This is a genomic window from Streptomyces sp. NPDC056580, from assembly GCF_042793175.1.
Classification (GTDB): domain Bacteria; phylum Actinomycetota; class Actinomycetes; order Streptomycetales; family Streptomycetaceae; genus Streptomyces.
Genome location: NZ_JBHTVE010000014.1, coordinates 1 through 12,065, shown reverse-complemented (window position 1 = coordinate 12,065; position 12,065 = coordinate 1). Strand labels below are relative to the sequence as shown.

The 12,065-nt window shown below is 69.3% G+C and carries 15 protein-coding genes and 1 tRNA gene; 7 read left to right on the top strand and 9 right to left on the bottom strand.

The window, feature by feature from the left end; all coding sequences use genetic code 11:
- The first annotated feature begins 100 nt into the window (after positions 1-100).
- From ACFQ9Z_RS28530 to ACFQ9Z_RS28520, 3 genes are all read left to right on the top strand, one after another.
- Positions 101-856, top strand: a complete 756-nt coding sequence (locus tag ACFQ9Z_RS28530; protein ID WP_383024943.1) for a GPP34 family phosphoprotein — start codon at positions 101-103, stop codon at positions 854-856.
- 263 nt (positions 857-1,119) lie between these two features.
- Positions 1,120-1,977 (top strand): helix-turn-helix domain-containing protein, encoded by an 858-nt coding sequence (locus tag ACFQ9Z_RS28525; RefSeq protein WP_383024939.1) that lies wholly within the window; start codon positions 1,120-1,122, stop codon positions 1,975-1,977.
- 190 nt (positions 1,978-2,167) lie between these two features.
- The gene (locus ACFQ9Z_RS28520; protein WP_383024936.1) at positions 2,168-2,359 is read left to right on the top strand and encodes a DUF397 domain-containing protein; all 192 of its coding nucleotides are present in this window, start codon (positions 2,168-2,170) and stop codon (positions 2,357-2,359) included.
- Between the two features lie 168 nt (positions 2,360-2,527).
- Here ACFQ9Z_RS28520 and ACFQ9Z_RS28515 read toward each other — a convergent pair whose 3' ends face one another.
- Entirely contained in the window at positions 2,528-3,034 is a 507-nt protein-coding gene (locus ACFQ9Z_RS28515) for a glutathione peroxidase (RefSeq protein ID WP_383024933.1), read from the bottom strand.
- 112 nt (positions 3,035-3,146) lie between these two features.
- Entirely contained in the window at positions 3,147-3,710 is a 564-nt protein-coding gene (locus ACFQ9Z_RS28510; RefSeq protein WP_383024929.1) for a fasciclin domain-containing protein, read from the bottom strand.
- Between the two features lie 351 nt (positions 3,711-4,061).
- On the opposite strand from ACFQ9Z_RS28510, the gene ACFQ9Z_RS28505 reads away from it, so the two are divergent.
- Both ACFQ9Z_RS28505 and ACFQ9Z_RS28500 read left to right on the top strand, forming a co-directional pair.
- Positions 4,062-4,367, top strand: coding sequence for a hypothetical protein (locus ACFQ9Z_RS28505; protein ID WP_383024926.1), 306 nt, complete (start codon positions 4,062-4,064; stop codon positions 4,365-4,367).
- Between the two features lie 43 nt (positions 4,368-4,410).
- Positions 4,411-4,566, top strand: coding sequence for a hypothetical protein (locus ACFQ9Z_RS28500; protein ID WP_383024923.1), 156 nt, complete (start codon positions 4,411-4,413; stop codon positions 4,564-4,566).
- 185 nt (positions 4,567-4,751) lie between these two features.
- Here ACFQ9Z_RS28500 and ACFQ9Z_RS28495 read toward each other — a convergent pair whose 3' ends face one another.
- From ACFQ9Z_RS28495 to ACFQ9Z_RS28470, 6 genes are all read right to left on the bottom strand, one after another.
- Positions 4,752-5,201 (bottom strand): hypothetical protein, encoded by a 450-nt coding sequence (locus ACFQ9Z_RS28495; protein ID WP_383025667.1) that lies wholly within the window; start codon positions 5,199-5,201, stop codon positions 4,752-4,754.
- A 154-nt stretch (positions 5,202-5,355) separates the two neighbouring features.
- Positions 5,356-5,691 carry an STAS domain-containing protein gene (locus ACFQ9Z_RS28490; protein ID WP_383024920.1) on the bottom strand — a complete coding sequence of 112 codons (336 nt, stop codon included), beginning with the start codon at positions 5,689-5,691 and terminating at the stop codon, positions 5,356-5,358.
- 361 nt (positions 5,692-6,052) lie between these two features.
- Complete coding sequence (locus tag ACFQ9Z_RS28485; protein ID WP_383024917.1) at positions 6,053-7,246, bottom strand: PP2C family protein-serine/threonine phosphatase; 1,194 nt, start codon at positions 7,244-7,246, stop codon at positions 6,053-6,055.
- Positions 7,247-7,385: 139 nt separating this feature from the next.
- On the bottom strand, positions 7,386-8,060 hold the full coding sequence (locus tag ACFQ9Z_RS28480; protein WP_383024913.1) for a DUF5994 family protein: 675 nt from the start codon (positions 8,058-8,060) through the stop codon (positions 7,386-7,388).
- A gap of 69 nt (positions 8,061-8,129) precedes the next feature.
- On the bottom strand, positions 8,130-9,143 hold the full coding sequence (locus tag ACFQ9Z_RS28475; RefSeq protein ID WP_383024910.1) for an STAS domain-containing protein: 1,014 nt from the start codon (positions 9,141-9,143) through the stop codon (positions 8,130-8,132).
- Between the two features lie 738 nt (positions 9,144-9,881).
- The gene (locus ACFQ9Z_RS28470; RefSeq protein WP_383024907.1) at positions 9,882-10,217 is read right to left on the bottom strand and encodes a hypothetical protein; all 336 of its coding nucleotides are present in this window, start codon (positions 10,215-10,217) and stop codon (positions 9,882-9,884) included.
- A 576-nt stretch (positions 10,218-10,793) separates the two neighbouring features.
- On the opposite strand from ACFQ9Z_RS28470, the gene ACFQ9Z_RS28465 reads away from it, so the two are divergent.
- Positions 10,794-10,916 carry an integrase gene (locus ACFQ9Z_RS28465; protein WP_383024904.1) on the top strand — a complete coding sequence of 41 codons (123 nt, stop codon included), beginning with the start codon at positions 10,794-10,796 and terminating at the stop codon, positions 10,914-10,916.
- An 89-nt stretch (positions 10,917-11,005) separates the two neighbouring features.
- On the opposite strand, the gene ACFQ9Z_RS28460 is transcribed toward ACFQ9Z_RS28465, so the two are convergent.
- Positions 11,006-11,083 (bottom strand) — tRNA-Arg (locus ACFQ9Z_RS28460).
- A gap of 399 nt (positions 11,084-11,482) precedes the next feature.
- Between ACFQ9Z_RS28460 and ACFQ9Z_RS28455 the strand changes: the two genes are divergently transcribed.
- Positions 11,483-12,065 (top strand): hypothetical protein (locus ACFQ9Z_RS28455; protein WP_383024901.1); only part of this gene is annotated, 583 nt, incomplete at its 3' end.

Genomic DNA, 12,065 nt, shown 5'->3' with positions numbered 1-12,065 from the left:
AACGACATACCTACCGGTTCCCTTACGAACCGGTCACGCGCCCTCGACAGACCAATGTGAGAGGGGTCACCCTGTCATTCATCCACGCGGGGAGGCATGGATGGGCAGGAGCCGCAGAACACTTCCGGAGGAGCTTCTGCTGCTGGCACTGGACCCGGCCACGGGTACCACTGCGCAGCCGCAGTCGCTCGACCTCGGTCTGGCCGGAGCACAGCTAGTGGAGCTGGCGCTGGCCGGACGGATAGCCCCAGACGGGGATCGTATCGCCGTGGTGGTGCCACGGCCGACTGGAGATCCGACTTTGGACTGCGCGTTGGAGTTGCTGCGAAGGCGTGGCGCTCCGGTGCGTGCCGTCCACTGGATCGGCGGGCCACGCCTGGGGCTCCGCCAGATCTACCTCTCGCACCTGGAGCGGTGCGGCATGGTCGCCGCCGTACCGGGCCAGATGTGCGGGGTGTTGCCGACGACGCGCTACCAGGCGACGGACACCGCCATCAGCCGGGAGATCCGAGCCCGGCTGGACAACGCGATCCGCACCGGCGTACCGCCGGACCCGCGGACCGCGGCGCTCGCCGCGCTGGCGCACGCGGTGGGCCTGGGCAAGCACCTGTATCCGGGAAACGAGGGACGATCCTCCCGCTCCCGGCTGCGGGACCTGATCCGGCACGACCCCATGGGCGGGCTGGTCGCGCACGCCGTGATGGACGTGCAGAACGGCGCGGTGGCCCAGCCACGGCGCGGTCCGGCCGCGGCCGGCCGCCCGGCGGGGCCCGGAACCAGGAGCGTGGCGGAACCCGCGCGCGGGGTTCCGATGCAGCCGCACCGCGGGTCCATGGCACGCGCCGTGGCCCACTGAGCCGCACCACCGGTCCCCACGACACCGGTACCGGTCCCCGAAGACCCTTCCGGGAGCCGCTGGTCGGAGCGGGGCGGTGAGACCCGTGTGGTCCCACCGCCCCGCTCGGCCGTGTGCGGAGCGCCCGGGCCGGGCCCCCGACCGGTGTGCGCGTGCCGCACATCCACCGTTTCCCAGCGGCGGAAAGCGCCTTGGTGGCAGTCTGCTCAACAGCAGATACACAAAGTGGTCAGTACAGGCAGGCAGCCGGAGGTGCACGTCCCGTGGCGTCCAGTGTCAATCCCACCGTCAGGCGGCGCCGGCTGGGCCAGGAGCTGCGCCGGCTCCGCGAGCTCAAGGGCATGACGGCCGAAGAGGTGGCGGAGCGGCTGCTCGTGTCGCAGTCGAAGATCAGCCGGCTGGAGAACGGCCGCAGGAGCATCAGCCAGCGCGACGTGCGCGACCTGTGCGGGGTGTACGAGGTCGAGGACCAGCGGGTCGTCGACTCGCTGATGGAGATGGCCCGCGACTCCCGCCAGCAGGGCTGGTGGCACACCTTCGGTGACATCCCGTACAGCGTCTACATCGGCCTGGAGACCGACGCCGAGTCGCTGCGCGTGTACGAACCCCAGCTGGTGACCGGCCTGCTGCAGACCCCCGCCTACGCGGAGGCGCTGGTGCAGGGCGCGTTGCCGGAGACGTCGACGGCCGAGATCGAGAAGCGCGTGCGGGTCCGCATGCGGCGACAGGAACGTATCACCGCCGAGGCCAACGCCCTGCGGCTGTGGGTGGTGCTGGACGAGGCGGCGCTGCGCCGGGTCGTCGGCAGCCGGCTGGTGATGCGCGAACAGCTCGAGCACCTGATCGAGATGTCCCAGCTCCCGCACGTCACCGTGCAGGTGCTGCCCTTCGAGGTGGGCGCCCACCCGGGCCTCAACGGCCAGTACGCCATCCTCGAGTTCACCGACGCGGCCGACTCCAGCGTGGTCTACCTCGAGGGCGTCACCAGCGACCTGTACCTGGAGAAGGCGCCGGACGTGCAGAAGTACGCCGTGATGTACGAGCATCTCCGGGCGCAGTCCCTCAATGTGGAACAGTCCCGGCAACTCATCGCAAAGGTGGCCAAGGAGTACGCGGACTGAGCTGTGCCTCACAGAGGGCGCGGGATCGTACACCAGTGGTCCACTCCAGCGGAAGGCTCATCTGGAATATGCCATCCGCTTGAGTGAACGGCTCCTCCGAAGACGGCAGTTGCCCGGTAGCGTCGATCACGCCAATCAGACGACAGGGTTGGCGCGAACCGCACTACAGCAACTGGCAACAGGAGTGGACATGGCACTGATTCAGGGCGCTTCGGAGACGTGGATGAAGTCTTCCTATTCCGCGGGCAACGGCGCCTGCGTCGAGGTCAAGTCGCCCACCACCGCGGAACTCGCCGTGCGCGACTCCAAGGTCACCGACGGCCCGGTCCTGGCCTTCCCCGCCGAGGCGTGGAGCGCCTTCGTGGCCTCGGTCAAGGCCTAGGAACCGAGCCCCTTCCGGCCGTCGGGCGCCGACCTGGCCCGACGACGGCCGCACGCCCGACGACAACCGCACAGGCGTCGCTCACAGAGCCCTCTCGACCAGTCGCCGTCCTTGCCGAGAGGGCTCGACGCAACCGAGCGGCGCGCCTTGGCGGTTTCGTCGGTCCTGCTAGCCCAACTGCCCCTCGATGGCCGCGACCACCTCGGCCGCCTCCGGCTCCGTCTGCGGCGAGAACCGGGCGACGACCCGTCCGTCCCGGCCGATGAGGAACTTCTCGAAGTTCCAGCGGATGTCACCGCTGTGCCCCTCGCCGTCCGCGAAGCCGACGAGGCGCTCGTACAGCGCGTGTCGCCCCTTTCCGTTCACCTCGATCTTCTCGGTCAGCGGGAACGTCACCCCGTACGTGGCCGAGCAGAACTCCGCGATCTCCTCCGCGGTGCCGGGCTCCTGCCCGAGGAACTGGTTGCACGGCACGCCGAGCACGGTGAAGCCCCGCCCGGCGTACCGCTCCTGCAGCCGCTCCAGGCCCGTGTACTGCGGGGTCAGGCCGCACTTGGAGGCCACGTTCACGATGAGCACGGTCTTGCCGGCGTAACCCGGCAGGTCGGCGGAGCCGCCCTGGAGGGCCCCGATCTCCACGTCCAGCACGGAACCGTTGTCGTCAATAGCAGTCATGCCCGGATGCTAGCCCGCGCCGCCGCGTCCAGAGCGGGTCCAGGGGGCGCGCCGTGGGGCTCTCCCGTCCGCCGGACGGGAGAGCCCCACGGCCGTGTCCGCGCGGGCAGGCTCAGGACGGGGGCTTGAGGACCGAGTCGATGACGTAGATGGTGGCGTTCGCGGCCTTGATGTTGCCGCAGACGATGTTCGCGTTGCCGTTGACCTTGAAGTCGCTGCCCGAGCCCGACGTGGTCAGCTTGCCGCCTTCCAGCGTGGTGAAGGAGCCGTTGGACAGCTCGTTCGGGGTGATCTGCTTGTCCACGACGTGGTACGTCAGCACCTTCTTGAGCTGCCCCTCGTTGCTGAGGAGCGAGGCGAGGCCCGACGCGGTCACCTTCTTGAAGGCGTCGTCGTTGGGGGCGAAGATGGTGACGTCGGGCTTCCCGTCCAGGGTGCCGGTCAGCTTCGCCCGGACCGCCGCCGAGACGAGCTGGCTGAGTTGCGGATACGCGGCCGCGGCCTCCACGACCTTGTCCTTGGCCGTGTCGACCTTCTGGGAGAGCGCCGAACAGCCGGAACCGAAGGTTCCCGACGGGCTGGGAGACGCTTCCTGCGCGTGGCTCTGCGCCGCCGGAACTCCGAGCGCGAGCGGGAGTGCCACCACAGCTGCCGCGGTGGCCTTTGCCTTACGCATACGGGTGAACCTCATCGCAACCTTCCTCCCGTGGAGGCGTGAGCACTGCAGAGGCTTCGAACTGCGGACGTCTTGGTTTCCGCGGGCGGGCCGGTACGGCCGCCGGGCCAGGGCTTCCTGGGCCGTCGTCACCCGGCCGCTCACGAGCGTATCCAGGAGCGCGGGTGGCCGCATCTCGAAGCCCGGGCGGCTCAGTTAGCACAGCATGCGTTCGCACGCCGTGATATAGGCCACGTAAAAATTAGTTGAAGGCACGCTGACCACCGAGGTCATGCTGACCCCTGGAAGGCCCTGTGGGACCAGCGGCTGCGCTGGAAACGGGGCGCGGTGGAGAACTGCGTCCAGTACGGCATGACGCACATAACGTGGCGCTACTGGGGCCGTCAGCTCCTCAGCGTGGTCGGCGTCCTGGTGACCGCCGTGTACCTGTCGACCATCGCCTACTCCGTGGCCTCGAACTCGTTCCACGTGCACGCGCTCTGGCTCTGGGCCTCGCTCGTCTTCGTGGTCGAGCGGGTCGTGACCGTACGGGAGCGCGGCTGGAAACGCATGCTGCTCGCCGCGTCCATGTACGAGCTGCTCTTCGACTTCCTGCTCCAGGCCTGCCACGCCAAGGCGTACCTGGACTCCGTGTTCCGCCGTGAACGCGCCTGGTAGCAGGTCGCTCCAACAACCGACATCGATCATTCTGGGAGGACCCATGTACAACAACCCCGCGGCGACCGTCGGCGGCGGCGCGCTGGCCTCGACCGGCATAGGCGTGATGACCAGCGTGTGGCTGGGCCTGGCGGCCTTCGCCCTGGTGGCCCTCGGAACCGCCGTGATGCGGATCGTCCCCCGCGGCCACCGCGCCTGACCGCTGACCCTCCCGAGGCTCGCGGTGGCCCTCCCGCTCCCGGGAGCGGCCACCCGGACCGTCCTCGGACGCGACCGCGAGCGGTACGGCGAGGCGGGACGCCATGGGCCCCGGATCCCGAGCGGTCCGCGGCCTCCACGCCGGCGCCGCGGCAGGGTTGGAACCACGGCACCCCGCCTCACGGTTCAGCTCCGGGCAGGCGCGGTCCGCTGCCGCTCGTCCGCGTCGGCGGCGCCCGCGGAGGTCAGCACGCGTCGAAGTGGAAGGGCCGTGGCCAGAACCAGCACGCCGAAGAGGGTGATCGGCAACAGCCCGACCGGACGAAGGTGAGCGGCCGGACGCGCCAGCACGTCGCTCCACTGCACCCACCAGTTCGCGACGACGTCCGCGAGCATCACGGCGCCGCACACGAGCGGCCCGGCCGGGCGGGCACGGACGATCACCACGGCGGCCAGCGGATCGAGCAGAAGAAGAGCGTGGAACAGCAGTCGCACCGGCGCCGGCGCGTAGTCGTACGCGTCCAGCCCGCCCGCGGCCAGGAAGCAGGCGTGCGCCCCCGTCCCTTCGACAAACCCGATGACGTACACCGCCGCCAGCCACCGAGCCCATCCCGGGCGATTCCCCCACCACCGCATGTCGGTCACTCTAGGCCGACCTTCCAGCCTGCTCGAGTGACACCCACCGGTCATTCGTCGGTCCGTGATTCGTCAGACCGTGACTACCGTGACTAGGGCGCCGGGCGCCGTGAGGGACCGGCGGGCGCCTGCCTCCGGCTCCCTTCGCAACGTCTCAGGGCTGGGCCGGGGACATCTCAGTGGTGTCCGCGACGAGCAGGTCGTAGGCGCCCGTCAGGTACAGCACCCGGGTGGGCTGGTCCTGCAGGCCGGAGACCAGCAGTCGTCCGCCCTCGGCGTCGAGGCGCTGGTGCAGTTGCAGCAGCAGGTTGAGCCCGCTGGAGTCCATGAAGGACACGCCCGACATCTCCAGGTGCAGCGTCAAGCCGCCCAGCGGCTCGACGAACGCGGCCTGCGCGAGTGCGGGGCAGGTCTCGAGATCCAGTTCCCCGGCTACGGTGATCACGGTGCGTTCGGGAAGCCTTCGAGCGATCACGGTGAGGTCGTCCACGGTTCGCCCCTCCAATCGGGGTCGAGCCCATCACACCCACATCACGGGGCATCAAGCGCGCGGCCGTAAGGGAGCCGCGCACAGTCGAGCAAGACCACCCGCACCACTCCCCGGCCACCGCGGTGGCCCGCAAGGCCGGCGCGGGGTCTCCCACCAGACCAGGCTGGTCGTCCGGCCAGCGTCGCACAGGGCGGCCCGGTTCGGCCAGGCACCCCCTGAGTCGATCACTTCTCGACGGACCGCATCCAGCACCCGAGGCCGCCCGTGGCGCGATGGCTCAGGCCGTCCGGGCGGACAACGTCAGCCAGGCGAATCAGATGCTCATCGACACCGCGAGCGCGCAGGTGCCGCTGGAGTGAGGTCAGCCGCGCCACTCCACCAGGAGCAGCGTCGCGTCGTCCGTGGTATGTCCGCCCCGCGCCCGCTTGAGCGTGTGGGACAGGGACCGCGCCACCGCCCGGACGCCGCGGCCGGTTCTCTCCAGCTGGTTCACCCAGTCGATCATCAGGTCCTCCCCGAACTCGTCCTCCCCGGTCTTGTGCTCCTCGATCAGTCCGTCCGTGAAGCAGAGCAGGCGGTCCCCCGGCTCAAGCTTCATCTCGCTCGTCTGCGGCTGCGGACCCCCGAAGCCGACAGGGAGGGTCGTCGGACCGGTCACCCGAAGTGTGACGCGGTGATCACGGACGAGCATCGGTGACGGGTGCCCGGCGTTGACCCACTGAAGATGCCCCGTCGTGGTGTCCAGCTGCAGCATCTGCGCGGTGACGAAGTGCTCGGGGCCGAACTGGTCCGCCACAGCGCGGTCCATGAAGGCGTAGATCTCCGGCAGGCCGGTGCTGACGCGGCGGGCGTGGCGGTAGGCGCCGATGGCCACGGTCGCCATCGTGGCCGCGTCCAGGCCGTGCCCCATCGCGTCGATCATGGCCACGTGGAGGACGTCTCCGTTGAGGGCGTAGTCGAAGCTGTCACCCGCCACGTCATAGGCGGGTTCCAGAATCCCGGCCACGGCGACCCGAGGCATGATCATCGCCAGCGGTGGCAGCAGGGCCCACTGGATCTCGGCGGCGACGCTCATCGGTTCCCTGCGTCGGACACAGAAGAAGAGGTCGGAGTAGCCGTGCTTGGTCACGAGCAGGTCGGCCACGAGGCCGCCGATCCTGTGCAGAATGCGGCGGTCGTCGTCATCGATGCTGTCCAGCGTCACTGCCATGACCCCGACCTGGTCGCCGCCGTCCAGTAGCGGCAGGAAGATTCGCACGCCGTCGTCCTCGGACAGTTCGGCGGGGTGAGCGTCGAGAAAGCAGCGGCCTGCCTCGGAGTCGTCGATCACCTGCGGTTCGCCGTCCGTGAGGCCGTCGCCGGGCAGGGGTACGAGCAGCAGTTGGCCGTAGTCCTGCAGCAGCACCTGCGGCCGGCGGCCCCCGAGCCGTTCCACCACGTCGGCGACCAAGGGCCCGATGAGATGGGGCGGCAATTCGTGCGCGCGATCGAGTACCTCTCCCAGCAGAGCTTCCCCGAAGCCCTCGGAGCGGTCCGCACACTGTCCGGCCGTCATCCCCTCACCCGCCATGATCCGAGCCGGTCGGAGCGGCGGGCTGGGACGACGCGGGGTCTGCCAGTGTCATCGCTCCATCGAGCGGTCGTAGACGCCCCGGGACTGGCCCAGTCACCCGGGCCCGTCCCGATCGGGCCTCTCACCTGAGTCCGGACCCTCCTCCCGACTCCCATGTGGCTTGTCCGTCGGGGCCGCTCTCGGCGAGCGCCAGCAGGCGCGGAACCGACAGGGGGTTTTCGGGTTCGGCGGCAGCGGCCAGCAGCCGGCTTGCCGTTCCGGTCGGCTCGTCCGGGGGGATCACCAGCAGCTCCCAGCGTCCCACGGTGCCGCAGTCCACGGTGACGGCATGCGCCTCGGCGGCGAGGTCGGTCAGGATCACCTCGATCACATGGCCGGGCGCCATCACCTCATGCGGGGCATCGGGCCAGGCGGCGGTCCCCACGGTCACGCGGGTGACGGTGCCGATGCTCGGATCCAGGGAGCCGACCAACGCGGGCAGTTCCAGTTCCAGTGCGTCGCAGCGCGGCCACCATGCGCCGTCCAGCGGGCCATGGCTGACGTCCGGCGTGAGGCGCAGCCGGGGCAAGGGCATCCGGTAGGTGTGTCCGTCACCTGGCGCCGTACCTTCGGCGGGCTTTGTGATGGCGTTCATCGTGCGATCCCGTTCCGGGCGGTTTCCGGCTGCCCGTGTCTGTTGCTCGCCGGGAACGGCGCCGCCGTGATCGTGCGCCCGAACGTTCTCGGTACCTGTCAGGCTACGCCCGGCCGTGGCAAGCGGCCTGCCGCGCCCCATCGCCTGTAACGGCAGAGCCATCGCGTCGAGACACGTCCGTACGGCGTACGACGCCTGGCGTGACGGCCCTGGCCGGGTACGACCGCCGGCTCATCGCTCCTCTGCCACATCACCGGCGTGCCGAGGGCTGCCCTTGGCAGACACGGTCAACACGCAGGGGGCGACGGGGCCGGGCAGCCCGACGACCTCACCCATGTTCTGCCACCCCCAGGACGAGAAGGCGGCTTGTCCTGCCTGGTCGGCAGGGTGCAGCAGGGTGACCCCGAGGGAGGAGTGCAGGTCCGTGAGCAGTCGCTGTTGCAGGCGGCGGGCGATTTCGCGGTGCTGAGCGTGCGGATGGGCCACGACCTGGGTGAGGACGACGAAGCACGCACGGTGGGTGAGCCGCTGGATGATCTCCTGGAGCGTTCCGTCGAACCCCCGGCGACCGGAGCAGTCAGAGCCCACCCGAAAGCCGAAGGCGCAACCGACCAGCGCCGTCGTCTCGGCGACCAGCAGGGCGAAGCCGGGGCGGTGGGCAGTGACCGCCAAGCGGTTCAGGAAGTCTCCGCGGTCGTGGTACGCCTCGCCGGCGGTGCCCGCGACGGACTCCGCAGCCAGGTCAGCGATGTCCTCGCGCATGTCTTCCGCCTGCCAGCGGGTCAGCCGACGAAGGCGGATACCGTCCCTGAGGACCGGCTGATCCGCCCGGCCGGCAGGGTCCTCGGGCGCCCGCGTCGCGGTACTCATGAGGTCCCCGGATGAGGCGGGCGGCACGGGACTGACGGGGGCCGTCACGGGACTCATGGGGGCTGTAAGGAGCAGCCAATTCGATCCGGTGGCATCGAGCAGCCGGGCGATCTGCGCGCACGGATGGTGCAGCCGCAGGCGGGCGTGGACCCGGCTGGCGCGCCGTGAAGCCGACAGCAGGACGTCCAAGCCCCTGGCGTCGCAGGAGCCCACCGTGGTCAGGTCGATGTCGATCTCGGTGACGCCGTCCAGCAGACACTGCTCCACTGCGGCCCGCAGCAGCGGCGTCGTGGCCGGCCCGATGTCGCCGGCAAGCGTGACGAGCGTCCGCTCTCCTCGGTTCCGCCGATGGATGTCCAGCCGGGAAAAGGCCATCACGCCTCCCCTCGGCGGGGTTGCGGACCTGCACGGGTGCTCGGCGCGATCCCTGCCATGATGAGCTTGCGCGGAGTTGCTCCGACCGCGGCGGACATGTTGCCGACCCGTCTCCGCGCCGGCCACTGGGCGGCTCGGGGTTCGTCTCTCGCCGAGGACGACCCGGCGGGGCGGCCGGAGTGCGTAATGCCCTCGGTACTTCAACCGTACGTCGGCCGCGACCGGAAGTGGCTGCTTCGACGGGCGCGCGGCAGGGCAGGGCCGCATCACCTGACGGTCCGTCCCCTGGCCCGGGCTCTGCGACGGGTACGAGGCGCACGGGTTCCCGTCAGGACCGGCCTGCGAAGACCGCCTCCGGCGTTGTCCTCACCCCTGTGTCGTGGCGAACCGAACGCCCTCCCGTAAGGCGGCCTGCAGCGCGAGCGGATTCTCCCCGACGACAGGGCGTCCCAAGGATCAGTTTTGGTCAGCGTTCGACGCGATCAAGGACGAGCTGCGCCGGAAGCTGACCACCACCCGTGAGGAGGTGCGGTTGCCCCGCTCACTGGTACGCGGATGACGGCTGACCGAGTGACTCCCTGACCTGGGCGGGAAAGCGATTGATGTTCCCCGCGAGTCCCTGTTGCGTCCCGCCGGGATCAGGCACGCAACGGGCACGAATCCCTGAGCTGCGCCCGTGCAATCGTGCGCGGCGTGCGGTCCTTCACCGCACGCCGTTCTTGTCCGTGTCGGGTGGTATCAGTCTCCGTAGTCGCCGCCACCGCCGTGGTCGCCGCCGCCGTGGTCACCGCCACCGCCGTGGTCACCGCCACCGCCGTGGTCACCGCCACCGCCGTAGTCGCCACCACCGTGGCCACCGCCACCGTGGTCACCGCCACCGCCGCCGTGGTCGCCACCGCCGTGGTCACCGCCACCGCCACCGCCGCCGTGGCTGTGGTAGCCGACGGAGACCTGAGGAGCGTGAGTCGGAGCGGATGCGACCGCAGTCCCGGCCGTGCCGATCGCGGCGCCGCCGGCCACGAGAATGCCTGCCGCCGAAGCGGCGAGGAGGTGCTTCAGGCGTCGTGCTCGCATGATCGATACACTTCCTGTTCCTTGATTGGCCCGCACGCAGTCAGGCGCGTGCGGCTGCTCGCGGCCGCCCTGAAGGTCTGCGGCGCGGTCTCCGATCGGCCGCGTACGTGTGGGGAGCATCTCCCTGTCGCAGCCCCGCAGCGTGGGCTTCGCCTACTGCGCTGCGGCCGCTTTCCTTGTGAAGAGAATCTGACTGATCGCGGATGCCGCCGTGTCAGACCTCTCGTTCACCCACGCTAGTCGCCGCATGGTTCATCGCAACCCCTACGGCGCAGCCCAAGGAAAAAGGAGCACATTACGCATACGGGCGATCCAGGGCAGGTGCCGGCGAGGTCCGGGGAACGACTGCGGCCCGGACACGCACAACCTCCCCCCCCAGCTCCCATCCCGTACGCCGTCGACCCACACACCATGGAGCGGGCGTGGTTCCTGGCGTCCAGGGGGAGCGCGCCACTGCACGAACGCCTTGGACGCCCTGGGCCGCGTCTGCTCGGCTCAGCCTGGGTCGATGGGGTCGGGGATCGGAGCCCTCCATCCGTCGCCACGATGGCCCCGCGCACGGAGACGGCCGCCCCCATGGGACACAGCACGCCTCGCGCGGCGCTGATCCACCAGCACACGGTCAACGGCCGGGCTCGCGAGATCGCCCATCGACTCGGCTCGATGATCCGTAAAGAGGCGGGTGACGCGGACTCGTAGTGAGCTTTGTGGCACGGGTGTGCCACGACCGTGATCAGAGCAAAGGGCCAGTTCCAGAGGATCACCCCTAAGAACTGGCCCTTCATCGTGTGCCCCGGCAGGATTCGAACCTGCGACACCCGCTTTAGGAGAGCAACAGAGCCTGTAGCCAGTGGCTCCTACCTGCATCTTTCATCTTCATGATGACACCTGGAGTGTCTGTGAGTGCGGGTTTCGTCTGTGGTTCAGGGCCAGAAACACGGCTACCTCAGACCCGGCGCGAGTTCAACAGCCAGTCATCCAGCGGACATGACCGCACCGGCTTGGGGCTGCGATCTCGGTTGAGTAGAGCTTCGCCGCCTCACCACACCCGGCCCCACCTGGCGCGACACTCTCGGGCTGGCGGCGTGAACGTCGCCGAACTCCTGGCATCTGTCCTGTCGCAGCTCCTCAAGCAATGTCTGGGCTGCGTAACAAAGTGCATCGCCTAGGTCACACGACGGGTGATGCCGCATCGACGGGGGGAGAAGCGGAGGGCAAAGTACGGCCGCGGCGGAAGCGCCACGGGGCAACAGGGGGGTGGGGAATTGAATTTCCACTCGACGCGCAGCAAGCGCTGGCGCACACGCTTCTCCTGGGCATTGGTCGTGGTTGGAGCCTGCGCCCTTCTCGTCAACTGGGTGAAATACGGGCAGGGGTCCGCTGACCAGATCTCTTCAGGGCTGTCGCTTCTGATCACACTCTTCGGCGGGTTGGGCCTGATACCGACCCTCCGCAAGGACTCCGACCCTCCGGTGTCCGAGATCCTCCCTGCCCTGCGTGACGACGTCCGTGAGGTGTGGACGCCGGAACGACAAACCCGCGACATGGAACGCAACGCCTTGTTGCCGGTCACTCTGCGCAACGCTGCTACCCCCGGTGCATTGATTGAACCGGCCTACGGCGAGCACGTGTGGGACTTTGAGACGTACACGACCAAGCTCACCGACCTGTTCACGACAGGAGGTTTGCGGCGAGCGGTGCTTCACGCGGAGAGCGGTGCGGGGAAGACCATGCTTGCGCTCCTGCTGACGGTGGGGCTGAGCGCTAGGGAGGATCAGCTCATCCCCCTGTACCTGCCTCTTGCAACGTGGAGTCCCCGGGAAGAGGAGTTTGCGGACTGGTTCGACA

Coding starts and splice junctions, on each gene's coding strand:
- ACFQ9Z_RS28530 (WP_383024943.1), top strand. CDS start 101: ATGGGCAGGAGCCGCAGAACACTTCCGGAGGAGCTTCTGCTGCTGGCA.
- ACFQ9Z_RS28465 (WP_383024904.1), top strand. CDS start 10,794: ATGGGACACAGCACGCCTCGCGCGGCGCTGATCCACCAGCACACGGTC.
- ACFQ9Z_RS28480 (WP_383024913.1), bottom strand. CDS start 8,060: ATGGCTCTGCCGTTACAGGCGATGGGGCGCGGCAGGCCGCTTGCCACG.
- ACFQ9Z_RS28500 (WP_383024923.1), top strand. CDS start 4,411: ATGTACAACAACCCCGCGGCGACCGTCGGCGGCGGCGCGCTGGCCTCG.
- ACFQ9Z_RS28515 (WP_383024933.1), bottom strand. CDS start 3,034: ATGACTGCTATTGACGACAACGGTTCCGTGCTGGACGTGGAGATCGGG.
- ACFQ9Z_RS28470 (WP_383024907.1), bottom strand. CDS start 10,217: ATGCGAGCACGACGCCTGAAGCACCTCCTCGCCGCTTCGGCGGCAGGC.
- ACFQ9Z_RS28505 (WP_383024926.1), top strand. CDS start 4,062: ATGACGCACATAACGTGGCGCTACTGGGGCCGTCAGCTCCTCAGCGTG.
- ACFQ9Z_RS28495 (WP_383025667.1), bottom strand. CDS start 5,201: ATGCGGTGGTGGGGGAATCGCCCGGGATGGGCTCGGTGGCTGGCGGCG.
- ACFQ9Z_RS28475 (WP_383024910.1), bottom strand. CDS start 9,143: ATGGCCTTTTCCCGGCTGGACATCCATCGGCGGAACCGAGGAGAGCGG.
- ACFQ9Z_RS28485 (WP_383024917.1), bottom strand. CDS start 7,246: ATGACGGCCGGACAGTGTGCGGACCGCTCCGAGGGCTTCGGGGAAGCT.
- ACFQ9Z_RS28510 (WP_383024929.1), bottom strand. CDS start 3,710: ATGCGTAAGGCAAAGGCCACCGCGGCAGCTGTGGTGGCACTCCCGCTC.
- ACFQ9Z_RS28520 (WP_383024936.1), top strand. CDS start 2,168: ATGGCACTGATTCAGGGCGCTTCGGAGACGTGGATGAAGTCTTCCTAT.